Annotated in this window: 24 protein-coding genes; 13 read left to right on the top strand and 11 right to left on the bottom strand. The window is 74.1% G+C overall.

All coding sequences use genetic code 11. The annotated features are described in order from the left end of the window. Window positions 1-13 precede the first annotated feature (13 nt). Entirely contained in the window at window positions 14-652 is a 639-nt protein-coding gene (gene tsaB / locus ABD091_RS05230; protein ID WP_343916104.1) for a tRNA (adenosine(37)-N6)-threonylcarbamoyltransferase complex dimerization subunit type 1 TsaB, read from the top strand. Continuing rightward, entirely contained in the window at window positions 649-1137 is a 489-nt protein-coding gene (gene rimI / locus ABD091_RS05225; RefSeq protein WP_343916102.1) for a ribosomal protein S18-alanine N-acetyltransferase, read from the top strand. The genes tsaB and rimI overlap by 4 nt, the downstream gene beginning before the upstream one ends. Here rimI and ABD091_RS05220 read toward each other — a convergent pair. Beyond that, window positions 1059-1835, bottom strand: coding sequence for a GNAT family N-acetyltransferase (locus tag ABD091_RS05220; RefSeq protein WP_343916100.1), 777 nt, complete (start codon window positions 1833-1835; stop codon window positions 1059-1061). The two genes, rimI and ABD091_RS05220, sit on opposite strands and share 79 nt — an antisense overlap. On the opposite strand from ABD091_RS05220, the gene tsaD reads away from it, so the two are divergent. After that, window positions 1834-2877, top strand: coding sequence for a tRNA (adenosine(37)-N6)-threonylcarbamoyltransferase complex transferase subunit TsaD (tsaD, locus tag ABD091_RS05215; protein ID WP_343916098.1), 1044 nt, complete (start codon window positions 1834-1836; stop codon window positions 2875-2877). The two genes, ABD091_RS05220 and tsaD, sit on opposite strands and share 2 nt — an antisense overlap. Window positions 2878-2887: 10 nt before the next feature. On the opposite strand, the gene ABD091_RS05210 is transcribed toward tsaD, so the two are convergent. Continuing rightward, on the bottom strand, window positions 2888-4177 hold the full coding sequence (locus ABD091_RS05210) for a hypothetical protein (protein ID WP_343916096.1): 1290 nt from the start codon (window positions 4175-4177) through the stop codon (window positions 2888-2890). 3 nt (window positions 4178-4180) lie between these two features. Here ABD091_RS05210 and ABD091_RS05205 point away from each other — a divergent pair, with 3 nt between their 5' ends. Next, window positions 4181-4522 (top strand): hypothetical protein, encoded by a 342-nt coding sequence (locus tag ABD091_RS05205; protein ID WP_343916094.1) that lies wholly within the window; start codon window positions 4181-4183, stop codon window positions 4520-4522. Window positions 4523-4535: 13 nt separating this feature from the next. Here the strand turns inward: ABD091_RS05205 and ABD091_RS05200 are convergent, their stop codons facing one another. Both ABD091_RS05200 and ABD091_RS05195 read right to left on the bottom strand, forming a co-directional pair. Continuing rightward, the gene (locus tag ABD091_RS05200) at window positions 4536-5678 is read right to left on the bottom strand and encodes a hypothetical protein (RefSeq protein ID WP_343916092.1); all 1143 of its coding nucleotides are present in this window, start codon (window positions 5676-5678) and stop codon (window positions 4536-4538) included. After that, entirely contained in the window at window positions 5675-6259 is a 585-nt protein-coding gene (locus ABD091_RS05195; RefSeq protein ID WP_343916090.1) for a SigE family RNA polymerase sigma factor, read from the bottom strand. Before ABD091_RS05195 ends, ABD091_RS05200 begins: the two co-directional genes overlap by 4 nt. A gap of 101 nt (window positions 6260-6360) precedes the next feature. Here ABD091_RS05195 and ABD091_RS05190 point away from each other — a divergent pair, with 101 nt between their 5' ends. The 5 genes from ABD091_RS05190 to ABD091_RS05170 are packed head-to-tail and all read left to right on the top strand — an operon-like array spanning window position 6361 to window position 8832. After that, entirely contained in the window at window positions 6361-6864 is a 504-nt protein-coding gene (locus ABD091_RS05190; protein WP_343916088.1) for a mycothiol transferase, read from the top strand. A 27-nt stretch (window positions 6865-6891) separates the two neighbouring features. Beyond that, on the top strand, window positions 6892-7263 hold the full coding sequence (locus ABD091_RS05185; RefSeq protein ID WP_343916086.1) for a pyridoxamine 5'-phosphate oxidase family protein: 372 nt from the start codon (window positions 6892-6894) through the stop codon (window positions 7261-7263). Continuing rightward, window positions 7260-7988, top strand: a complete 729-nt coding sequence (locus ABD091_RS05180) for a VOC family protein (RefSeq protein ID WP_343916085.1) — start codon at window positions 7260-7262, stop codon at window positions 7986-7988. The genes ABD091_RS05185 and ABD091_RS05180 overlap by 4 nt, the downstream gene beginning before the upstream one ends. After that, complete coding sequence (locus ABD091_RS05175; protein WP_343916083.1) at window positions 7985-8506, top strand: GNAT family N-acetyltransferase; 522 nt, start codon at window positions 7985-7987, stop codon at window positions 8504-8506. The genes ABD091_RS05180 and ABD091_RS05175 overlap by 4 nt, the downstream gene beginning before the upstream one ends. Then, a complete protein-coding gene (locus tag ABD091_RS05170; protein ID WP_343916082.1) occupies window positions 8503-8832 on the top strand; it encodes a putative quinol monooxygenase in 330 nt (109 codons plus the stop codon). Before ABD091_RS05175 ends, ABD091_RS05170 begins: the two co-directional genes overlap by 4 nt. An 85-nt stretch (window positions 8833-8917) precedes the next feature. Here the strand turns inward: ABD091_RS05170 and ABD091_RS05165 are convergent, their stop codons facing one another. Beyond that, on the bottom strand, window positions 8918-10252 hold the full coding sequence (locus ABD091_RS05165) for an ABC1 kinase family protein (protein ID WP_343916081.1): 1335 nt from the start codon (window positions 10250-10252) through the stop codon (window positions 8918-8920). A gap of 58 nt (window positions 10253-10310) precedes the next feature. On the opposite strand from ABD091_RS05165, the gene ABD091_RS05160 reads away from it, so the two are divergent. Next, on the top strand, window positions 10311-11150 hold the full coding sequence (locus ABD091_RS05160) for a hypothetical protein (protein WP_343916080.1): 840 nt from the start codon (window positions 10311-10313) through the stop codon (window positions 11148-11150). A gap of 97 nt (window positions 11151-11247) precedes the next feature. Here ABD091_RS05160 and ABD091_RS05155 read toward each other — a convergent pair whose 3' ends face one another. The 3 genes from ABD091_RS05155 to ABD091_RS05145 are packed head-to-tail and all read right to left on the bottom strand — an operon-like array spanning window position 11248 to window position 14165. Beyond that, window positions 11248-12897 (bottom strand): copper resistance CopC/CopD family protein, encoded by a 1650-nt coding sequence (locus ABD091_RS05155; RefSeq protein WP_343916079.1) that lies wholly within the window; start codon window positions 12895-12897, stop codon window positions 11248-11250. Further along, window positions 12894-13598 (bottom strand): YcnI family copper-binding membrane protein, encoded by a 705-nt coding sequence (locus ABD091_RS05150; RefSeq protein WP_343916078.1) that lies wholly within the window; start codon window positions 13596-13598, stop codon window positions 12894-12896. The genes ABD091_RS05155 and ABD091_RS05150 overlap by 4 nt, the downstream gene beginning before the upstream one ends. 33 nt (window positions 13599-13631) lie before the next feature. Further along, a complete protein-coding gene (locus ABD091_RS05145; RefSeq protein WP_343916077.1) occupies window positions 13632-14165 on the bottom strand; it encodes a hypothetical protein in 534 nt (177 codons plus the stop codon). 40 nt (window positions 14166-14205) lie between these two features. Between ABD091_RS05145 and ABD091_RS05140 the strand changes: the two genes are divergently transcribed. After that, the gene (locus tag ABD091_RS05140) at window positions 14206-14661 is read left to right on the top strand and encodes a GNAT family N-acetyltransferase (RefSeq protein WP_343916076.1); all 456 of its coding nucleotides are present in this window, start codon (window positions 14206-14208) and stop codon (window positions 14659-14661) included. Here the strand turns inward: ABD091_RS05140 and ABD091_RS05135 are convergent. The 3 genes from ABD091_RS05135 to msrA form a co-directional block, all read right to left on the bottom strand. Continuing rightward, the gene (locus ABD091_RS05135; RefSeq protein ID WP_343916075.1) at window positions 14658-15041 is read right to left on the bottom strand and encodes a VOC family protein; all 384 of its coding nucleotides are present in this window, start codon (window positions 15039-15041) and stop codon (window positions 14658-14660) included. The two genes, ABD091_RS05140 and ABD091_RS05135, sit on opposite strands and share 4 nt — an antisense overlap. Continuing rightward, on the bottom strand, window positions 15041-15394 hold the full coding sequence (locus ABD091_RS05130) for a YciI family protein (protein ID WP_343916074.1): 354 nt from the start codon (window positions 15392-15394) through the stop codon (window positions 15041-15043). Before ABD091_RS05130 ends, ABD091_RS05135 begins: the two co-directional genes overlap by 1 nt. Before the next feature lie 79 nt (window positions 15395-15473). Then, window positions 15474-16118, bottom strand: a complete 645-nt coding sequence (gene msrA, locus ABD091_RS05125) for a peptide-methionine (S)-S-oxide reductase MsrA (RefSeq protein WP_343916073.1) — start codon at window positions 16116-16118, stop codon at window positions 15474-15476. 178 nt (window positions 16119-16296) lie between these two features. Between msrA and ABD091_RS05120 the strand changes: the two genes are divergently transcribed. Both ABD091_RS05120 and ABD091_RS05115 read left to right on the top strand, forming a co-directional pair. Further along, window positions 16297-17457, top strand: coding sequence for a cystathionine gamma-synthase (locus ABD091_RS05120; protein ID WP_343916072.1), 1161 nt, complete (start codon window positions 16297-16299; stop codon window positions 17455-17457). Continuing rightward, window positions 17454-18842, top strand: coding sequence for a glutamate mutase L (locus ABD091_RS05115; protein WP_343916071.1), 1389 nt, complete (start codon window positions 17454-17456; stop codon window positions 18840-18842). The genes ABD091_RS05120 and ABD091_RS05115 overlap by 4 nt, the downstream gene beginning before the upstream one ends. Window positions 18843-18846: the final 4 nt, after the last annotated feature.

Here is an 18846-nt window from a genome sequence, read left to right as displayed (position 1 = left end):
TACCCTGACCGTCGTGCTGCTCGCCTTCGACACCGCGACCCCGACGGTCACCGTCGCCCTCCACGACGGCACCGACGTCGTCGTCGAGCACACCAGCGAGCTGACGATGAAGCACGGCGAGCAGCTCGCCCCGCTCGTCGAGCGCTGCCTGGTCGACGCCGGCGTCGTACGCCAGGACCTCACCGCCATCGCGGTCGGCACCGGCCCCGGACCCTTCACCGGCCTGCGGGTCGGTCTGGTCACGGCCCGGACGCTCGCCCACGTGCTCGAGATCCCGGTCTACGGCGTGTGCACGCTGGACGTCCTGGCGGTCGAGGCTGTCGACACCGGCGCCGTGATCGGCGACTTCGTGGTCGCCACCGATGCCCGGCGCAAGGAGGTCTACCTCGCCTCCTACGACGAGGAGGGCCGCCGGATGGCCGGCCCGGTCGTCGACCGGCCGGCCGACCTCGCGACGCAGGCGCAGGTCGTCGGCGAGGGTGCGCTGCTCTATCCCGACTCGTTCCCGACGGCGGTCGGCCCGCAGCGGCCGTCCGCGGGCTGGCTCGCGCGCACCGTCTTGGGCGAGCGGGCAGAGCTGACCGATCCCGAACCGCTCTACCTGCGCCGCCCCGACGCGGTCGCGCCCGGTCCCCGCAAGCCGGCCTCGTGACCGTTCCCCTGGACGGCGCCGTCGTCGGGCCCGCACACGTCGACGACGTCGACGACGTCGCCCGCCTCGAGGAGATCGCGCTCGGCCCCGACGCCTGGTCCCGCCGCCTGGTCGAGGACGGCATCGGCGGCCGCCTCCCGACCGTCCACTACCTCGTCGCGCGCGTGGCAGGCAGTGTCGCGGGCTACGCGGTGGTCAGCGTCGCCGCCGACGTCGCCGAGCTCCAGCGGATCGCGGTCGACCCGGCGCTGCGTCGTACGGGCGTGGCGACGCTCCTGCTCGACGCCGGTGTCGCGGTGTCCGGGGAGGCGGAGCGGATGCTGCTGGAGGTCCGGGAGGACAACGAGGGGGCGCAGGCCTTCTACGCCGCCCGCGGCTTCACCGAGCTCGACCGTCGTCCGCGCTACTACCGTGACGGGGCCGCGGCGCTGGTCATGGTGCTGCCGTTGACCGGGCCCGAGCGGAACGTGTGGGCCACGGCGTAGCCCAGGTCGCCGTAGATCCGCAGCGCCGGGTCGTTGTCGGTGTAGACGCCGAGGGAGCAGACCCCGGTGTCGGCCATCGCGGCCCGGGTGACCGCGCGGGAGACGTCGCGGCCCAGCCCGCGACCGCGGTGGGCGGGATCGACGGCCACGGCCCGGACGTGGCCGGTGCCGTCCGGCTGCCGCAGCACCCCGCCGGTCGCGACCAGCGCTCCGTCGTGGCGGATGCCGAGCCACGCCTCGATGCCCGGCGTTCCGGGGCGAGCCAGGGAGTCGGGTGAGACCCGGTCGAGCAGGGCGGCGACGTCCGCCTCGTCGGCCACGACCTCCACGTCGGCCTCGGGGGCCGGAGCCGGCCGCGTCGTGAGCATCCAGTGCCACGACCGCAGCTCGGTCAGCGGCCAGGCGTCCGGGACCACTGCGGCGTCGGCGTCGACCATCACGCGGTCGGGCCGTACGCCGCGCGCGGCCAGCCGCTCCAGCAGCGGCGCGAGGTCGGCGGCGTCGCCGAAGCCGTGGACGGCGAGCACGGGGCCGCCGGGCAGCAGGCGGCGCGCGAGGACCACGGCCGCGTCCCCCGACCGCCACGCGCCCTCGACGAGCGACGGGTCGACCTGGTGGCGGACGAACGGGACGTCGACCAGCTCATCCACCCCCACGCTGCGCACGGCCCCATTGTCGTGGGTGATGATGTGCTCCATGGACGCACCCCTCGTGCTCGGGATCGAGACCTCCTGCGACGAGACCGGCGTCGGCATCGTGCGCGGCCACGAGCTGCTGGCCGACGCGGTGGCGAGCAGCGTCGACGAGCACGCGCGCTTCGGGGGCGTCGTGCCCGAGGTCGCGAGCCGGGCCCACCTCGAGGCGATGGTGCCGACCATCGAGCGTGCCTGCGACACCGCCGGGATCAGCCCCCACGACGTCGACGCGATCTCGGTGACGAGCGGCCCGGGTCTCGCGGGTGCGCTGCTGGTCGGGGTCGCGGCGGCGAAGGCGCTGGCGCTGGGGCTCGGCAAGCCGCTCTACGGCGTCAACCACCTCGCCTCCCACGTCGCGGTCGACCAGCTCGAGCACGGGCCGCTGCCCGAGCCGTGCCTGGCGATGCTCGTCTCGGGCGGCCACTCCAGCCTGCTGCGGGTCGAGGACGTCACCGTCGGCGTGGAGCCGCTCGGTTCGACGATCGACGACGCGGCCGGCGAGGCCTTCGACAAGGTCGCCCGGCTGCTCGGCCTGCCGTTCCCCGGTGGCCCCCACATCGACCGCGCCGCGCGCGAGGGAGACACGGTCGCCATCGACTTCCCACGCGGTCTGACCTCCCGTCGTGACCTCGAGCGACACCGGTTCGACTTCTCCTTCTCCGGCCTCAAGACCGCCGTCGCCCGGTGGGTCGAGATGCGCGAGCGCACCGGCGAGCCGGTCCCGGTCGCGGACGTCGCGGCCTCCTTCCAGGAGGCGGTCTGCGACGTGCTGACCCGCAAGGCGCTCGACGCCGCCCGCGACCAGGGCATCGAGGACCTGCTGATCGGCGGCGGGGTCGCCGCCAACTCCCGGCTCCGGGCGCTCGCCGAGGAACGGGCGTCGTCGATGGGGATCCGGGTGCGCGTGCCGCGCCCGGGGCTGTGCACCGACAACGGCGCCATGGTGGCGGCGCTCGGCGCCGAGATGGTCGCCCGCGGGCGTCGGCCGTCGTCCCTCGACCTGCCCGCCGACTCCAGCCAGCCGGTGACCGAGGTCCTCGTCTGAGGGCTGCCCCTCAGTCCAGGACGGACGGGGCGGCGTCCTCGTCGTCGAGCCAGTCGTGGTCGTCGACGAGGTGGGTCATCGTGACGCCCTCCTCCTCGCGCTTGCGACCGCCGCGACCGCTCGCCCCGGCGGCGCCGGCGCTCCCGCGGGAGCCCGAGGTGCCCTTCCCGTCACCGGCCTTCGCTGCCTGACCGCGCGCACCGGCCTGGCCGACCGCTCCGGCCCGACCCGCAGGCCCGCCGCGACCGGTGGTGCCCGAGCGGCGGCCGCTCGTGGCGCGGGTCGAGGTCGATCCCGCCGCCCCGGCGCGGGCGGCCGACCCGGCGGCGCCGGCGCGCGTCGTGCTGCCGGCGGCACCGGTGGTGCCGAGGGTGCGGGTCGCGGCGGTGCGGCTGGTGCTGCCGATGGCGCGTGCGTTGGAGGAGGTCGCCGCGGCCGACGTAGGGCCGGGCAGCGCCCCGCCGCGTACGCCGCCGAGCACCCCGCTCGCACCACCGGTCGCGCCGGCCCCGACCGCGCCGGCCACCCCGGCCGCGCTGCTGCCGAGCGTGCCGCTCGAAGCGGCGGCGGGCGTCGTACCGGTGACCACGGCCGGGGTGGCGCCGGTGCTGCCACCGGCCACGGTGCCCTGGGGCGTGCCGGTCGCTCCGGGAGTGGTGGTCGTCGTGCCGTTCGTGCTGTTCGTGCCCGTTGTCCCGGTCTCACCGGTGGTCTGGCCTGCGGAGCCCTGGTCGGTGCCCCCGCTCCCTCCGGTGCCCCCGGTGGCGCCGGCTCCCGTCGTCGTCGTGGCTCGGCCGCCGGGCCCGCTGCCGGAGGGAACCGCGGGCTGCGGGACCGGGTCGGGCTCGCCGTGGATGCGCTTCATCACCGCTGTCGACTCGCGGTTCTGGGTGTCCATCGCCTCGTTGTGGCCTCGCGAGAGCTCTTCGTTGAACCGCTTGTTGCGCTCGTAGGTGCCCACGGCCGCGTCGTGCTCCGACCTGGCGCGGACCTCTTCCTTCGTCCTCGGCTGGCTCGGGCCGGTGTAGAGGCCCGGGTCGTCGAGGGGCTTGAGCTTGGCCCGGTCCTCCTGGGCCAGCCGGAGCCTGTCGGCGGCGCGCGACAGGGCCCGGCTGCCGTCGTCGAGATCGCCGGCCTTGAGGTCCATGGCGTCGGCCGACGTGTGGAAGGCTTCGGCCATCCGCGGACCGGTCTTCTCCGACACGTCGGGTGCCTGCGTCGCCTGGTCGCGCAGGCGGGTCGCCACGTAGCGCAACTTCTCGGCGGCGGTGCTCCAGTCGCGCGCCGCGCGTGAGATCACGGCATGGTCCTGCCCGTCGAGCGCCTGCTCGAACCGTGCCTGCTCCGCACCCTTGCTCACTGCTACCCCTCCGCGACGCACTCCGCGTTCTCCCCGGCCCTGGCCCGGCTGTCGGCCGAGAGCTACGACCCCGGCGAGATCGACGTGACCTACGACGCCGAGCTGGGCGGTGAACCGGCCTACCAGCTGCTGCGCCGGCTCCCCGACCTCCCGGCCACCTACGAGTACGGGGCCGGCCACAGGGGTCGGGCGACGATCGTCGGCATCGCGTTCCACGGCGGCTCGGCGCGCGCCGAGGAGGAGCAGCTCGTCGACGAGGTGCTGGCCGGGTTCGTGTGGAACTGACGTCCACCCGCGCTCAGCCGGTCGGGCCGAGCACGCCGTACGCCGGGGTGACGTCGTCGCCGCGCGGTCTCGGGCCGAGCACGACCTCCCGGGTGCCGTCGGTGCCGAGCCGTACGACGCTCCAGCCCTTCTCGTAGTCGTAGGTCGTGACCAGCAGGTGGGTGCTGTCCTCCCACGTGCTGCTGAAGACGAAGCCGCCGCGACCGGGCTCGAACCGGACGACCTCCTCGCCGTCGGCCTGAAGGATCGCGACGAAGCTGGCGCCGGCGCCGTCCTCGTCGGCAGGACCGGCGCTGAGGTGGGCCCCGTCGGGGGAGAACCGTCCGTAGGTGAGGGTGCACGAGTCGGCGTCGGTCGCGACGCCGTCGAAGACGGCGCTGCAGCTCCCGCCGTCGATCGGCTCGGCGCGGGTGACGACGGAGACGCGGCCGTCGGTCGCCACGTCCTGGACCTTCACCCCAGGAGGGGGCTCGACCCGGGGACCGCCGTTCTGGACGACCTCGAAGCCTCCCTCGCCGCGGTTGACCCACACCGCGCACGAGCCAGGAGCCGAGCAGTCCGGGCCGCCCACGAGGGAGACCGGCGAGAGGTTCGCCCGCTGCTCGCCGAGGTCGAAGACCGCGCCGTCGAACGACTCGACCACGACGTGGTCGTCGGCCCGGACGTAGGCGACGGCGGACGCGTCGCTGTTGGTGGCGAGGGTCGTCGTCGCGAGGGGCACCTCGCTGCCGTCCTCGTGCACCAGCCGCGCCTCGCCGGTCTCCCGGTCCTGGGCCACGGCCAGCACGGTGTCGCCCAGGACGACGGCGCCGTCGTAGCGCCCGGGGAGCTGGCGCTCCTCGCCGCTCGGCAGGACCAGCGTGCGGCCCTCGAGATAGGGAAGGCCGATCGCGCTGGGCTGCTCCTCGACGGCCTCGGTGGGGCTGGGGTTGGTGAAGTCGGGCGTGGAGTCGGTCCGCGAGGAGAGTCCGATCCCGGCCGGGACAGCGACGGCGAGGACGGCCGCGGCGACGACGCCGGAGGTCATCGCCCGCCGGCGACGGCGGATCGTGCGGGCCCGGCCCTGCACGCCCTCGAGGGTGAGCGGGGTGTCGTGCCAGCCGTCGACCTGGTCGTGCAGCTGCCGGCTCAGCCGGTCGGTGAGCTCGTCGTTCATCGGTCCTCCTCCCCGGAGGTCTCGTTCGGGTTCAGTGTCTCGGGTGCCCGGTCGCGCAGCGCGGCGAGGGCGCGGCTGGCCTGGGACTTCACGGTGCCGACGGAGATGCCGAGCACCTCGGCGGTCTCGGCCTCCGACAGCTGCTCGTAGTAGCGCAGCACGACGACGGCACGGGCCTTCTTGGGCAGGGTCTGCACGAGGTCCCACAGCTCACGGCCCACCCCGGAGTCGTAGTCGTCGTGGTGCGGGTGCTCGGGCAGCTGGTCGGAGCTGAGCTCGCGACGCTTCCACGCCCGCCGCCACAGCGAGTTGTGCTCGTTGACCACGATCCGGCGGACGTAGCCGTCGATCGAGCCCTGGTCGCGGACCTTGTCCCAGGCGAGGTAGAGCTTGGCGAAGGCGGTCTGGGTGAGGTCCTCGGCCGTGTGGCGGTCGCCGGTGAGCAGGTAGGCGGTGCGGAGCAGGCTCGCCTGGCGCGCCTGCATGTACGCCGCGAAGTCGGCGTCCTTGCCCGTGGCCCGGTCGGACTGTCCGATCGCCATGGTCACCCCCGTCCCCGCGAGTGCGTGCGTGCTGCCCATCGGCTGCACCTCCATTCCATCGCCTCCCAGACGCGAACGGGGGGAGGAAGGTTGCAAAACCGTGGACGTGTCGTTCCGGGCGCAGGACTACCGTCGACGGCATGACTCCAGGCCAGCTGCTCACCGATGCCCTCGGCCGCGTCGCCGAGGGAGTGCCGGCCGTCCTCGACGGCCTCTCGTCCGACGAGCTCGGCCACCGGCCGACGCCCGACGCGAATCCGATCGGGTGGCTGGTCTGGCACCTGACCCGTGTCTACGACGACCACGTCGCGGCGGTGTCCGACCAGCCGCAGGTCTACGTCGAGGGTGGCTACACCGAGCGGTTCGGCCTGCCCTTCGACGACCGCGAGATCGGCTACGGCCACAGCTCGGAGCAGGTGGCCCTGGTGCAGGCGCCGGGCGAGCTGCTCGCCGAGTACGCCGCCGCGGTCCACGCCCGGATGTCGCCGTGGTTGTCGGGCCTCGACGCCGCCGAGCTCGACCGGGTCGTCGACGAGCGGTGGGACCCGCCGGTCACGCTCGGGGTCCGGCTGGTCAGCGTCGTCAACGACCTCAGCCAGCACCTCGGGCAGGCGGCGTACGTGCGTGGACTGCTCGGGCACTGACCACCGGTCGCGGCCTATCCTCGCGGTGTGAGCATCCCCGTCGAGATCTCCGCCCTGGATGACGCGCTCGCGGACCGCGGGCCGGGCTACCTGCTGACCGCCGGCGCGGACGGCCGGGTGAAGGCCGTGACCGTCGAGCCGACGCTGGCCGACGGCGTCCTGCGCTGCCAGCCCAGCCGCGGCTCGGCCGGCAACCTCGCGGCGAACCCGACGGCGACGCTGCTCTTCCCACCGCCGGTCGCGCGCGGCTACACGCTGCTCGTCGACGGCACGGCGACCGCGAGCGACGACGACATCGTGTTCACGCCGGCCACGGCCGTGCTTCACCGGCCCGCCCACCACGCCGACGGGCCGGTCGAGGGTGACGGCTGCGGCCACGACTGCGCTCCCGTCGAGTGAGGCCCTTCTGGACCTCGGCGTTCCTCGACCTGGCCGCCGAGTCGCACGCCGACGGGCTCGGCTTCTGGCAGGCCGCCACCGGGTGGTCGGTGTCGCCGGTCCGGGGCGAGGCCGGGGAGTTCGTCACGCTCCTCCCGCCCGCGGGCGACGACCACCTGCGCGTGCAGCGGCTGGCGTCTGGCCGCTCCCGGCTCCACCTCGACCTCCACGTCGACGACCCCCGTGCGGCGGCCGACCGCGCGGTGTCGCTCGGCGCGCGCGAGATCGCCGACCTGGGCTACGTCGTGCTCCGCTCGCCCGGCGGCTTCCCGTTCTGCCTCGTGACCCACCCTGCCTCGACGCCGGCGCCGGCATCCTCCTGGCCGGGTGGCCACCGCTCGTCGGTCGACCAGGTCTGCCTCGACGTGCCGGCTCAGCTGCACGACCGCGAGCTCACCTTCTGGCACGCCCTGACCGGGCGCGAGCTCGCCGGGTCGCCGGGGCACCCCGAGTTCCACCGCCTGCGCCGTCCCGACGGCGAACCGCTCCACCTCCTCGTCCAGCGCCTCGCCGAGCCGCTCGGCGAGGTCCGTGCCCACCTCGACCTCGCCGCCTCGGACGTTGCCGCCGAGACCGCGCGCCACGAGGCGCTGGGAGCCCGCGTGGTGGCGACCTTCGACGAGTGGACCGTGCTGACCGACCCGACCGGCGCGGCGTACTGCATCACGGGGAGGAATCCGCAATGACGATCCGGGAGGCCGTCGAGGGCGACTGGGAGCGGATCTGGCCGATCTTCCGCGAGACCGTCGCAGCCGGCGAGACCTACGCCTTCCCCGAGGACCTGACCTCGCAGGAGGCCGCGGCGCTCTGGATGGAGCGGCCGCCCGGCCGCACCGTCGTGCTCGAGGAGGACGGGGTGCTGCTGGGCACGGCCAAGATGGGGCCCAACCGGGGTGGCCGCGGTGCCCACGTCGGTACCGCGTCGTTCATGGTCTCGCCGCAGGCGCGAGGTCGCGGCGTCGGGCGACGGCTCGGCGAGCACGTCGTCGCGTGGCACCGCGAGCAGGGCTTCCGCGCGATCCAGTTCAACGCCGTCGTCGAGACCAACACGGCCGCCGTGGCGCTGTGGCACTCGCTCGGGTTCGTCACGATCGGCACCGTCCCCGCGGCGTACGACTCACGTGAGCACGGCTACGTCGGCCTGCACGTCATGCACCTCGACCTCACCGGCCCTCTGGGGACGCGTGGCAGGGTGGCGCCATGATCTTCATCTGCGTGAGGTTCCCCGTGAAGCCCGAGCACGCCGACGACTGGCCCGAGCTGGCCCGCGGCCTGACCGAGGGCACCCGGAGCGAGCCGGGCAACCTGTTCTTCGAGTGGTCGCGCAACGTCGAGGACCCCACCGAGTACGTCCTCATCGAGGGGTTCCAGGACGACGCCGCCGAGGCCCACGTCACCTCCGCCCACTTCAAGCAGGCCCAGGCCGACCTCCCGCAGTACCTCCGCGAGACGCCCTGGATCCGCAACCAGCAGATGGAGGGCGACCACTGGGACCGCCTCGGCGAGTTCGAGGTCCCCGCCCAAGGGTGAGTCGCGGACTTGTGACCGTCGAGTCGCGCATTGGTGACGCGTTCGGTGTCACGAGCGCGCGACTCGCAGGTCACCAACCCACGACTCAGCCTTCGGCGAAGCCGGGGAGGTGCTGCTCCATGATCGCGCGGAAGGGGGCCTCGGCCTCGAGCTGGGAGAGGACCCCGAGCCCGCCCAGCCAGGTGCGGTGGATCAGCAGGTAGGACGTCGGCAGGTTGAGCTTGGTCGCGACCGTGAACGACGGGTTGCGCGGGTTGTTGATCCGCTCGAACTGCTCGCGCATCCACACGCGGGTGAACCGGAACGTGTCGTGGCGGGTCGGCTCGATGAAGGGTGAGAGGTAGTCGAGGACGAGCTGGGGGTCGACCTGGATCCTGTCCTTGATGAAGCCCTCGCGGCGCAGCTCGGCGACGAGCTCGTCGGCGGTGCTGTCGGAGGCGATCCGGATCAGGCGACCCATCGCCGACGGCAGCCCCCGCTCGGGCAGTCGGGCGACGGCACCGAAGTCGAGGACGCCGATCCGGCCCGGGGAGCCGTCCTCGTGGGGGAGGACGCGGTAGTTGCCGGGGTGGGGGTCGGCGTGGAGCATGCCCGTACGCCGCGGGCCCTCGAACAGGAACGTCACGAACAGCCGGCCGTAGTGGTCGCGCTCGGCCTGGGTGCCCTCGCGGATGACGTGGGAGAGCGAGTGCGGGCTCTCGAGCCACTCGGTGATCAGCGCCTGGTCGCCGACGTCGACCACGTCGGGGACGACGACGTCGGGGTCGTCGCGGAACGCGGCGGCGTAGGTGCGCTGGGCGTCGGCCTCGAGGGTGTAGTCGAGCTCCTCGGCCGCCCGCGCCTGGACCTCCTCGACGAGCGGCTTGATGTCGATGCCGGGGAAGACCGGGGCGATGCCGCGCGCGACCCGGGCGAGCTGCCGCAGGTCGGAGAGGAGCGCCTCACCGGCGCCGGGGTACTGGACCTTGACGGCGACGTCGCGGCCGTCCTGCCAGGTCCCGCGGTGGACCTGGCCGATGCTGGCGGCCGCGGCCGGGGCGCCGTCGAGCCACGGCAGCCGCTGCTTCCAGTCGTCGCCGAGCGAGAGCGCGAGCTGCTCGCGCACGGTCTGGGTCGGCATCGGCGGCGCGGAGTCCTGCAGCGCCGTCAGCTGGTCGCGGTAGGGCGCCGCGACCTCCTCCGGCAGCGCGGCCTCGAGCACGCTGAGCGCCTGGCCGAACTTCATCGCCCCGCCCTTGAGCTCGCCGAGGGTGCGGAACAGCTGCTCGGCCGTCCGCTGCTGGACCTCGGTGAGGACCGCCTCGGCCGGGGCGCCGCCGAGACGCTTGCCGAGGCCGACGGCCTGGCGCCCGGCGTAGCCCAGCGGCAGGGCCGCGAGACGGGCAGTGCGCGCGGCGGCCTTGCGGGGCAGGTCGGACATGGCCCCATTGTCACCGACCGGTGGTGACGGGTCACCACCGTTTCGACAGACTGGCGGCGTGAGGCGCTCCCGACTCGTGCTGCCCGCGGCCGCCCTCGCTCTGGTCGCGAGCGGGTGCTCGGCCGACGGCGACGGCACGGCCCCGGCCGGCCACAGCCACGGGGACGGCCAGGCGATCGTGTCGCTCCCGGTCGGCGACGGCACCGAGTCCGAGCGGGTCGGCTACGCCCTCGAGGACGTCTCGCTGCCGGCCAGGGCCGGGGCGACGGGCGACGTCGCGTTCCGGGTCACCTACCAGGGCGAGCCGGTCACGCACTACATCGAGGAGCTCACCCGCGACCTCCACCTCTACGTCGTGTCCGAGGACCTGACGACCTTCCGCCACCTCCACCCGGCGATGGCCGACGACGGGACGTGGACCGCGCCCGTGCAGCTCCCCGCGAGCGGCGACTACCGGGTCGTCGCCGAGTTCGTCGCCCGTGACTCCGGCGGCAACGGCGACCACCTGGTGCTGGGACGGTCGGTCGAGGTGCCGGGCGGCGCCGCGGCGTACGACGCGCCGGCCGACCCGGTCATCGAGGTCGACGCGACCCAGGCGCCGGTCGCCGGGTCCAACGGCCGGATGGAGCTGCGGGTCCGCGACACCGACGGTGAGCCGGTGCGGCTCGGCACCTACCTCGGCGCCTTCGGCCACGTCACGGGCTTCCACGAGGAGACCGGCTCGATGGTGCACGTCCATCCCCTCGACGCCCCCTCGGTCACCGAGGACGGCTCGACGCTGACCTTCCACACCGAGATCGAGCAGCCGGGCGACTACCGACTGTTCGTGCAGGTCCGCGTCGACGGCTACCTCCACACCGTCCCGGTCGAGGTGACCGTGGGCAGTGCGCCGGCGTGAGGATCGGTGGCTAACGGGTGATCCGGTGCGCTACCCACGGGCTACAACCCGTGGGTAGCGCACCCGATCCGACGTTAGCCACTCATCCGCCCGCGACTCACTCCTGCGGCGCGACCTCGAACCGCACCGTGGTGACGGGATTCTCGAACTTCGAGAGCCGCAGGCCGACCTGCACCTCCCAGGTGCCGGGCTGGGGGAGCAGCACGTCGGCCGACCAGGTGCCGGCGTCGGTCGGCTGCACGGGGACGCTGCCGAGGTCGAGCCCGGACGTGCGCAGCTGGACGTCGGGCGTGCGGTCGGTGACGACGGGCTCGCCGGTCTCGTCCTGCAGCTGCACCAGGAGGGTCGTCCGGCCCTCCCGGCGCGGGCTGAGCAGGACGAGGACCTCGAGGTCGGAGACCGACCCGTCCTGGACGCCGGTCCGGCCCTCGGGCACCGTGACCGGGGCCGGCCGCGGCGACTGGTTGACGAGGAAGCCGGTGACGGCGAGCAGCACCACGACGACCAGGGCCTCGACCCGGACGGTGCGGGTCACGGCACCGGCGGTCGCCGTCCGGTCGTCGTGACCGGCCGCGGCACGGACGCGGGGGAGCAGCCGGAAGCGGTTCCAGCCGCCGAGGCCCGCGACGACGAGCGCGAGGCCGATCTTCACCAGCAGCAGCCGGCCGTACGTCGTGCCGACGAACGGCGCCCAGCCGTCGAGGATCCGCCACGCGAGGACCGTGCCGGTCGCGGCCACGGCGAGCACGAGCCCCCCGGCCACCGTCGAGAACCGGGCGAGGGTCTCCGCCGCCAGCCGCTCGCGGCCGGCGAGGGCGCGCAGCGAGAGCCACAGCCCGACCAGCCCGCCGAGCCACGTGGCGCCGGCAAGCAGGTGGACCGCGTCGGAGGCCACGAGCAGCGACGTGGGCTGGTAGGCACGGGTGTGCCCGACCACGACCGGCCCGAGCAGCGCCACGGCCGCAGCGGCGGGGGCGAGCCAGCGCCGGGGACCGGCGGGGGTCGTGTCACCGAGCAGCGACACGGCCGCACCGAGCCCGGCGACGACGAGCGCGGCCGAGACGAGCTCGTCGCGCACCGCGGCGAGATCGAGGCCCTCGAGGACGGCGGGGAGCTCGGCCCCCTGCGCGTAGACCGCGGCGACCGGGACGGCGAGCACCACGCCGAGCGCGGCCACCGCGGCGGCGGCGCGGGCCAGGGTCCGCAGCCGCCGGCGCAGCACCGGCCCGTCGTACGACGTGGGCAGCAGCAGCGAGGCGAACAGGACCAGCCCCGCGGCGGTCAGGAGACCGAGGTAGGTGAGTCCGGCCAGCACGCCCTGGGTCGTGGTCACGACCCGGGAGGAGGTGGGTGGGGGCGGCGGCTCGGCGACGTCCTCGCTGCGCTCGCCGACCGAGAAGGTGAGCGAGCCCGAGATCGGGTGGCCGTCGGCGGAGACGACGAACCAGCCGACGACGTGGGTGCCACGCAGCGACGACGGGTCGTCGAGCGTGATGACGACGTCGGTGCCGGTCGTCCGTGCGGACGACGGGACGGTCGCACCGTCCGCGTCGTAGACGGTGATCTCCTGCGCCGTGAGCCGGACCGGCTCGTCGAAGGTCAGCGTCACCTCCGAGGGCGCGGTCTCGAGCAGCGCGCCGTCGGCCGGGTCGGTCGCGACCAGCTGGGCGTGGGCAGCGGCCGGCGCCGCCGTCCCGAGCAGGGCGAGGACGCCGAGCAGGACGGCGAGCGCCAGCCGCGACCTCATGCCCGCGTGCGGCTGCGGGCCAGGGCGGTGCCGCCGGCGACCAGGCCGAGCCCGCCGAGCACCAGCCCGGCCCAGCCGACCATGCCCGTCGACGGCTCCTCGACAGTGGCCTCGGTGGGCTCGTCCGAGGACTCCTCGGCGCCGTGGCCGTGGCCGTCACCCTCGGCCGCGGTCACCACGAAGGAGGGTGCGGGGGTGTCGAGCTCCTCGGCGTCCTGGCCGTCCTCGGGGATCTGGGTCCAGCCCGTCTTCCCCCGCTCGCAGGTCTGGATCGTCGGAAAGGCGAGCGTCTCGCCCTCGGCGTCCTCCGGGATCTGGAAGGAGAGCTCGAAGGTGTCGCGCTGTCCGTCGGGGAGGGCGGTGTCGGCCGTGTAGGTGACCGAGGCGACCCGCTCGGTGACCTCGTTGCCGTGGGTGTCGGTGATCGGCTCGTCGAGCTGCTCGATGTTCTTCTCGAGCTCGTAGAGCGGGTTGCGGGTCGGGGTGACCGCGTTGACGCCCTCCGGGACCTGGATCTCGATCCCGGTCGTGGGCGATCCCTCGCAGCCGTGGCCGACGCTGAAGGTGACCACGGTGAAGGCGCCGGCCGCGGTCGTCGTCGGCGTGCCGGTGACGTGGGCGGCGGCGGGGGATGCCGCGAGCGCGACGAGCGCGAGCGCGGCGGTGGGCGCGCCGAGGCGCGTCAGGGTACGGGTGTTCATGGGTCTGCTTCCTGGTCTGGGTCTCGGGTGGTGTCACGCGGGGCGTGGCAGCACCGGCGGACCCCGACGGGGAGCGACGGAGGAGTGGGCGCGTCGTGCGAGCGCGCGCGGGGAGTGAGCGTCGGTCGGTCGGCGCGGCGGCTCGACGACGACCCGGTGGTGGAGAGGCGGCAGCGCGCCGAGCACGCCGGTCGCCGCCCGGGCAGCGAGCCACCAGATCGCGGCGGTCAGCAGCGTGACCCCGCCGTGGGCGAGCAGCATCTGCCAGGTCCACACGTCGTGGCCCGCGTGGACGTGCTCGCCGGCCGACGGGACCGACGAGAAGGCGGCGTGGAGGCCGGCCTGTGCGAGCGCGACCACGGGCAGCAGCCAGCGGCCGGCCACCAGGCCGTGCATCACCAGCAGCGACCCACCGAGGACGAGCGCGCCCAGCGCGACGAGGGCGGCACCGTCGGGGACGTGACCGCCCGCCGTGGTGTGGGCGCCGACGGCCCCGGTCATGACGAGGACGGTCGCGGCGAGAGCACGCCACGCGGCGTACGGCGCCCGCCGAATCTCCACCGTCATGGTCGACATCCTGCCATCCACGAGGTTGGACAATGCTGGGGTGCACGAGCTCAGGACCGTCGACCCCGCCTCCCCGCCGGCACGCTGGGCCATGGGGCAGTACTTCGCCGAGATCTCCGAGCGGTTCGGCTTCGAGGCCGGCTCCGCGATCGACGACGCCGCGGCGGCGTTCTCACTGCCTCGCGGCTTCTTCGTCCTCGCCGGACCGGACGAGGCCCCGCTGGCGTGCGGTGCCGTCCAGCTGCTCGACCCCGACCGGGGCGAGGTGAAGCGGATGTGGGTCTCGCCGGAGGCCCGCGGGCAGGGGATGGCCCGCGCCCTCCTCGCCCACCTGGAGTCGCTGCTCGCCGGCGAGGGCTGTCGCTGGTCGCTGCTCGACACCAACAGCTCGCTCACGAGCGCCGTCGCGCTCTACGAGTCGAGCGGCTACGAACGGGTCGCCGACTACAACGGCAACCGCGACGCCGACGTCTGGTTCGCCAAGCGCCTCGACTAGCGCTTCGCGACCAGCTCGACGAGGGTGCCGTCGGGGTCGCGGACCACGGCGTTGCGGTTGCCGTTGCCGGTGTCGTGGGGAGCCGTCACCGCGGGAACGCCGGCGGCCACGACGGCGTCGTACGCCGCGTCGACGTCGTCGGTCCAGAACACCAGCTCCATCGTCGGCGACCCCGGCTCGGCGTCGAGGCCGTGCACGCGTCTGGCGGCCTCGACGGTGCTGATCGCGACCACGAACCCGCCGGCCGACATCTCGACGTGGTCGGGCGTGCCCTCGGTGGGTGTGCGGAAGGTCTCCGGCAGCCCGAGCACGCCCTGGTAGAACGCCAGGGCCGCGTCGATGTCGCGGGTGAAGACGTTGACCAGCCCCGAGGTGATCATCAGACCTCCGGGATCGGGCCGAACCGGCGCAGCTCCTGCGGCCAGCCGCAGCCCTCGGCCACGCGACCGGCCCAGTACTTCGCGGTCTCGTCGTCGGGGACGTCGATGATCGTCTGCCCGCCCAGGAACTCGGTGTGCTCGACGAACGGACCGTCGGTCACGACGATCTCGCCGCTGGTGGCGTCGGCCGAGTAGGTCGGGGCGGAGTGGTCGAGGCCGCCCGCGAAGACCAGGACGCCGGCGGCCTCCATCTCCTTCACGACGGCCATCGACGGCTCGACGCGGCTGAGGAACCACTCCTCTGTGTGGTCGCCGACCCACTGCTGGTTGAAGTAGATGACGTACTGCGCCATGCCGTGCTCCTCCGTTCGTGGCGGGCCCGATGCCCGCCGTCACCACTCTGACGGACGGGCCGGGCCGTTCTCGACAGGGTCAGGCCGGGAACTTCACGCCGGTGTTGGCGTGGCAGCGGTAGCCGAAGGGGTTCTTGGCGAGGTACTGCTGGTGGGCGTCCTCGGCGTAGTAGTAGGGCGTCTCGCTGGCCGGCCGGATCTCGGTGGTGATGGTGCCGAGGTGGCGTCGGGTGAGCTCGTCGCCGTAGACCGTGGTCAGCTCACGTGCGGTCTGCTCCTGCTCGGGGCTCGTGAAGTAGATCGCGGAGCGGTACTGGGTGCCGACGTCGTTGCCCTGGCGCATGCCCTGGGTCGGGTCGTGGACCTCGAAGAACTGCTTCACGAGGTCGGCGTAGGTCACGACGGTGGGGTCGAACACGACGCGGATGGCCTCGGTGTGGCCGGTGCCGCCCGTGCAGACCTCCTCGTAGGTCGGGTGGGGGCTGTGCCCGCCGGCGTAGCCGACCGAGGTCGACCAGACGCCCGGGAGCTGCCAGTAGACCTCCTCGGCGCCCCAGAAGCAGCCGAGCCCGAAGATCGCGACCTCGTGCCCCTCGGGGACCTCGTCGGTCACGACGGGGGTGTGGAGCACGACGTGCTCGCCGAGCTGCCACGGCCGGGCCTCGCGGCCGGCCAGCGCCTGGTCGGCGGTCACCATCTCGGTCTTGCGTCCCAGTCCGAACATCGTGCGTTCCTCCTCCGGAGGCAGGGGTAGGTCTGCTCCATCCTCCCCAACAACCGCACGCCTCCCAACCTTCCCGGCCCGGCGCCCCGTCGTACCCGACCTCACGGTCGCGATCCGGGGAGAACACGACGCTCAGGTCGGGTACGACGGCGCCGCGGGCGGTCGCTAGCCTCGGGGGGTGACTCAGGAGCATGCCCAGAAGGCCGGTTTCGAGACCCGCGCGATCCACGCGGGCTACGAGCCGGACGCGTCCACCGGAGCGGTGATCCCGCCCATCTACGCGACCTCGACCTACAAGCAGGACGGCGTCGGCGGTCTGCGCGGCGGATACGAGTACAGCCGCTCCGCCAACCCGACCCGCACGGCCCTCGAGGGGGCCCTCGCGGCCGTCGAGGAGGGCGAGCGCGGCTTCGCCTTCGCCTCCGGTCTCGCCGCCGAGCACACGCTCGTGAAGGCGGCGTTGCAGCCCGGCGACCACGTCGTCTTCCCCGACGACGCCTACGGGGGCACCCACCGGCTGTTCGACAAGGTCGAGCGGGCCTGGGGTGTTGACCACACGACCGCGCCGGTCAACGACGTCGACGCGGTGCGCGCCGCGGTCCGGCCCGGCGTCACGAAGATGGTGTGGCTCGAGACGCCGACCAACCCGCTGCTCAACATCGGTGACATCGAGGCGCTCGCGGCCGTCGCCCACGAGGCGGGCGCGCTGCTCGTCGTCGACAACACCTTCGCCTCGCCCTACCTGCAGCAGCCGCTCACCCTCGGCGCCGACGTGGTGCTCCACTCGACGACGAAGTACGTCGGCGGCCACAGCGACGTCGTGGGCGGCGCCCTCGTCGTTCGCGACCTCGACCTGGCCGAGCGGATCACCTTCCACCAGAACGCGATCGGCGCGGTCCCCGGCCCCTTCGATGCCTTCCTGACCCACCGCGGCCTCAAGACGCTGGCGGTCCGGATGGACCGCCACTGCGACAACGCGGAGGCGGTGGTCGACTTCCTGGCCGGCCACCCGGCCGTCAGCCACGTCGTCTACCCGGGTCTGCCGGACCACCCCGGCCACGCCGTGGCGAGCCGGCAGATGAAGCGCTACGGCGGCATGGTGTCGTTCCGCGTCACCGGTGGCGAGGAGCAGGCGCTGCGTGCCTGCGAGCGGGCGCAGGTCTTCACCCTGGGGGAGTCGCTGGGTGGGGTCGAGAGCCTCATCGAGCACCCCGGCCGGATGACCCACGCCTCCGTCGCCGGCACCGACCTCGAGGTGCCCAGCGACTTGGTGCGGCTCAGCGTCGGCATCGAGACCGCCGCCGACCTGGTCGCCGACCTGGAGCAGGCGCTGGGGTGACCGCGCGCCTGGCCGTCTGCGTGGACTTCGGGTCCACGTTCACCAAGGCGTCGCTGGTCGACCTCGACGCCGGCCGGATCCTCGCGTCGGCGTCGCACCCGACGACGATCCCCGGCCTGGCCGGGGCTGTCGACGTCCTCGAGGGCTACGACGCCTGCCGGGCCGCCCTCGAGGCGGCTGACCCGCGGGCGGCGGCCGCGTCGGTGCTGGCGTGCTCGAGCGCCGGCGGCGGGCTGCGGATCGCCGTGCTCGGCAACGAGGAGCTCGTCACCGCCGAGGCCGGCCGCCGGGTCGCGCTGTCCAGCGGCGGCAAGGTCGTCGGCGTCTTCGGCCGGGACTCGGACCTGTCCCCGCTGGCCGGCCTGGCCCCGGACGTCGTGCTGCTGACCGGGGGCACCGACGGCGGCAACGCCGCCTCCCTCGTCGCCGGGGCTCACGCCCTCGTCGACGCCGGCTGGACCGGCCCGGTCGTGGTCGCCGGCAGTGTCGACGCCCGCGACGAGGTCGCCGCGATCCTGGCCGGGCTGCCCCACGTCGTGGCCGAGAACGTCGTGCCCCGGATCGGGGTGCTGGCGCCCGAGTCCGCCCGGCTGGCGATCCGCGAGATGTTCCTCGAGCACGTCATCGGGGGCAAGCACCTCAGCGCCAGCGACGACTTCCGCGCGATGGTGCGCGGCGCCACGCCCGACGTGGTGCTCGCCGGGGTCGAGCTGCTGGCCCGCGGCGTCGACGAGGACCATCCCGGCCTCGGCGACGTCGCCGTCGTCGACGTCGGCGGCGCCACGACCGACGTGCACAGCGTCGTCGCCCTCGATCCCGAGGAGGCCGGGCTCTCCCGCGAGGTCGTCGCCGTCACCCCCGTCACCCGCACCGTCGAGGGCGACCTCGGCATGCGCTGGTCGGCGCTGTCGACCGCGGAGGCCGCCGGGCTCGACGACCTGCTGGACCAGGCCCGGGCGCGCCACGACGACCCGGGCTTCCTGCCCGACGACGAGGCGGGCGCCGACGTCGACGAGGCGATCGCCCGCGCGGCGGTCGACCTCGCGCTGCGCCGTCACGCCGGCCGGTCGCGCGTCGTGGTCAGCCCCGAGGGCCGGGTCCTGGAGCGGACCGGCAAGGACCTGCGCGAGGTCGACCTGCTCGTCGGGTCCGGAGGAGTCCTGCGCAACGGCCGCCCCGGCGTCGCCGAGCGCGTGCTCGGACCGAGCGTCGGCCCGGACCAGGAGGGGGGTTGGCAGCTGCCGCGAGCCCCGCGCGTGGTCGTCGACCACGACTACGCGCTGTGCGCGATCGGGCTGCTCGCCGGGTCGGAGCCGCAGGCGGCGTACCGGCTCGCGCACGGCCTGGCGGGTCGGCTCCCCGACCCTGCGGCGGAGGGTGCGTAGCCTG

Origin of the sequence: Nocardioides aestuarii, assembly GCF_039527245.1 — a bacterium.
Taxonomy (GTDB): domain Bacteria; phylum Actinomycetota; class Actinomycetes; order Propionibacteriales; family Nocardioidaceae; genus Nocardioides; species Nocardioides aestuarii.
The sequence above is the reverse complement of the archived record's forward strand: the minus strand, read 5'-3'. Positions and strand labels throughout refer to the sequence as shown.

What these genes read in the sequence shown, in the direction of transcription:
- tsaD (WP_343916098.1), top strand. Translation starts at nt 1,834, where the DNA reads ATGGACGCACCCCTCGTGCTCGGGATCGAGACCTCCTGCGACGAGACC.
- ABD091_RS05220 (WP_343916100.1), bottom strand. Translation starts at nt 1,835, where the DNA reads ATGGAGCACATCATCACCCACGACAATGGGGCCGTGCGCAGCGTGGGG.
- ABD091_RS05205 (WP_343916094.1), top strand. Translation starts at nt 4,181, where the DNA reads ATGGTCCTGCCCGTCGAGCGCCTGCTCGAACCGTGCCTGCTCCGCACC.
- ABD091_RS05200 (WP_343916092.1), bottom strand. Translation starts at nt 5,678, where the DNA reads ATGAACGACGAGCTCACCGACCGGCTGAGCCGGCAGCTGCACGACCAG.
- ABD091_RS05195 (WP_343916090.1), bottom strand. Translation starts at nt 6,259, where the DNA reads ATGGGCAGCACGCACGCACTCGCGGGGACGGGGGTGACCATGGCGATC.
- ABD091_RS05190 (WP_343916088.1), top strand. Translation starts at nt 6,361, where the DNA reads ATGACTCCAGGCCAGCTGCTCACCGATGCCCTCGGCCGCGTCGCCGAG.
- ABD091_RS05175 (WP_343916083.1), top strand. Translation starts at nt 7,985, where the DNA reads ATGACGATCCGGGAGGCCGTCGAGGGCGACTGGGAGCGGATCTGGCCG.
- ABD091_RS05170 (WP_343916082.1), top strand. Translation starts at nt 8,503, where the DNA reads ATGATCTTCATCTGCGTGAGGTTCCCCGTGAAGCCCGAGCACGCCGAC.
- ABD091_RS05165 (WP_343916081.1), bottom strand. Translation starts at nt 10,252, where the DNA reads ATGTCCGACCTGCCCCGCAAGGCCGCCGCGCGCACTGCCCGTCTCGCG.
- ABD091_RS05155 (WP_343916079.1), bottom strand. Translation starts at nt 12,897, where the DNA reads ATGAGGTCGCGGCTGGCGCTCGCCGTCCTGCTCGGCGTCCTCGCCCTG.
- ABD091_RS05150 (WP_343916078.1), bottom strand. Translation starts at nt 13,598, where the DNA reads ATGAACACCCGTACCCTGACGCGCCTCGGCGCGCCCACCGCCGCGCTC.
- ABD091_RS05145 (WP_343916077.1), bottom strand. Translation starts at nt 14,165, where the DNA reads ATGACGGTGGAGATTCGGCGGGCGCCGTACGCCGCGTGGCGTGCTCTC.
- ABD091_RS05135 (WP_343916075.1), bottom strand. Translation starts at nt 15,041, where the DNA reads ATGATCACCTCGGGGCTGGTCAACGTCTTCACCCGCGACATCGACGCG.
- ABD091_RS05130 (WP_343916074.1), bottom strand. Translation starts at nt 15,394, where the DNA reads ATGGCGCAGTACGTCATCTACTTCAACCAGCAGTGGGTCGGCGACCAC.
- msrA (WP_343916073.1), bottom strand. Translation starts at nt 16,118, where the DNA reads ATGTTCGGACTGGGACGCAAGACCGAGATGGTGACCGCCGACCAGGCG.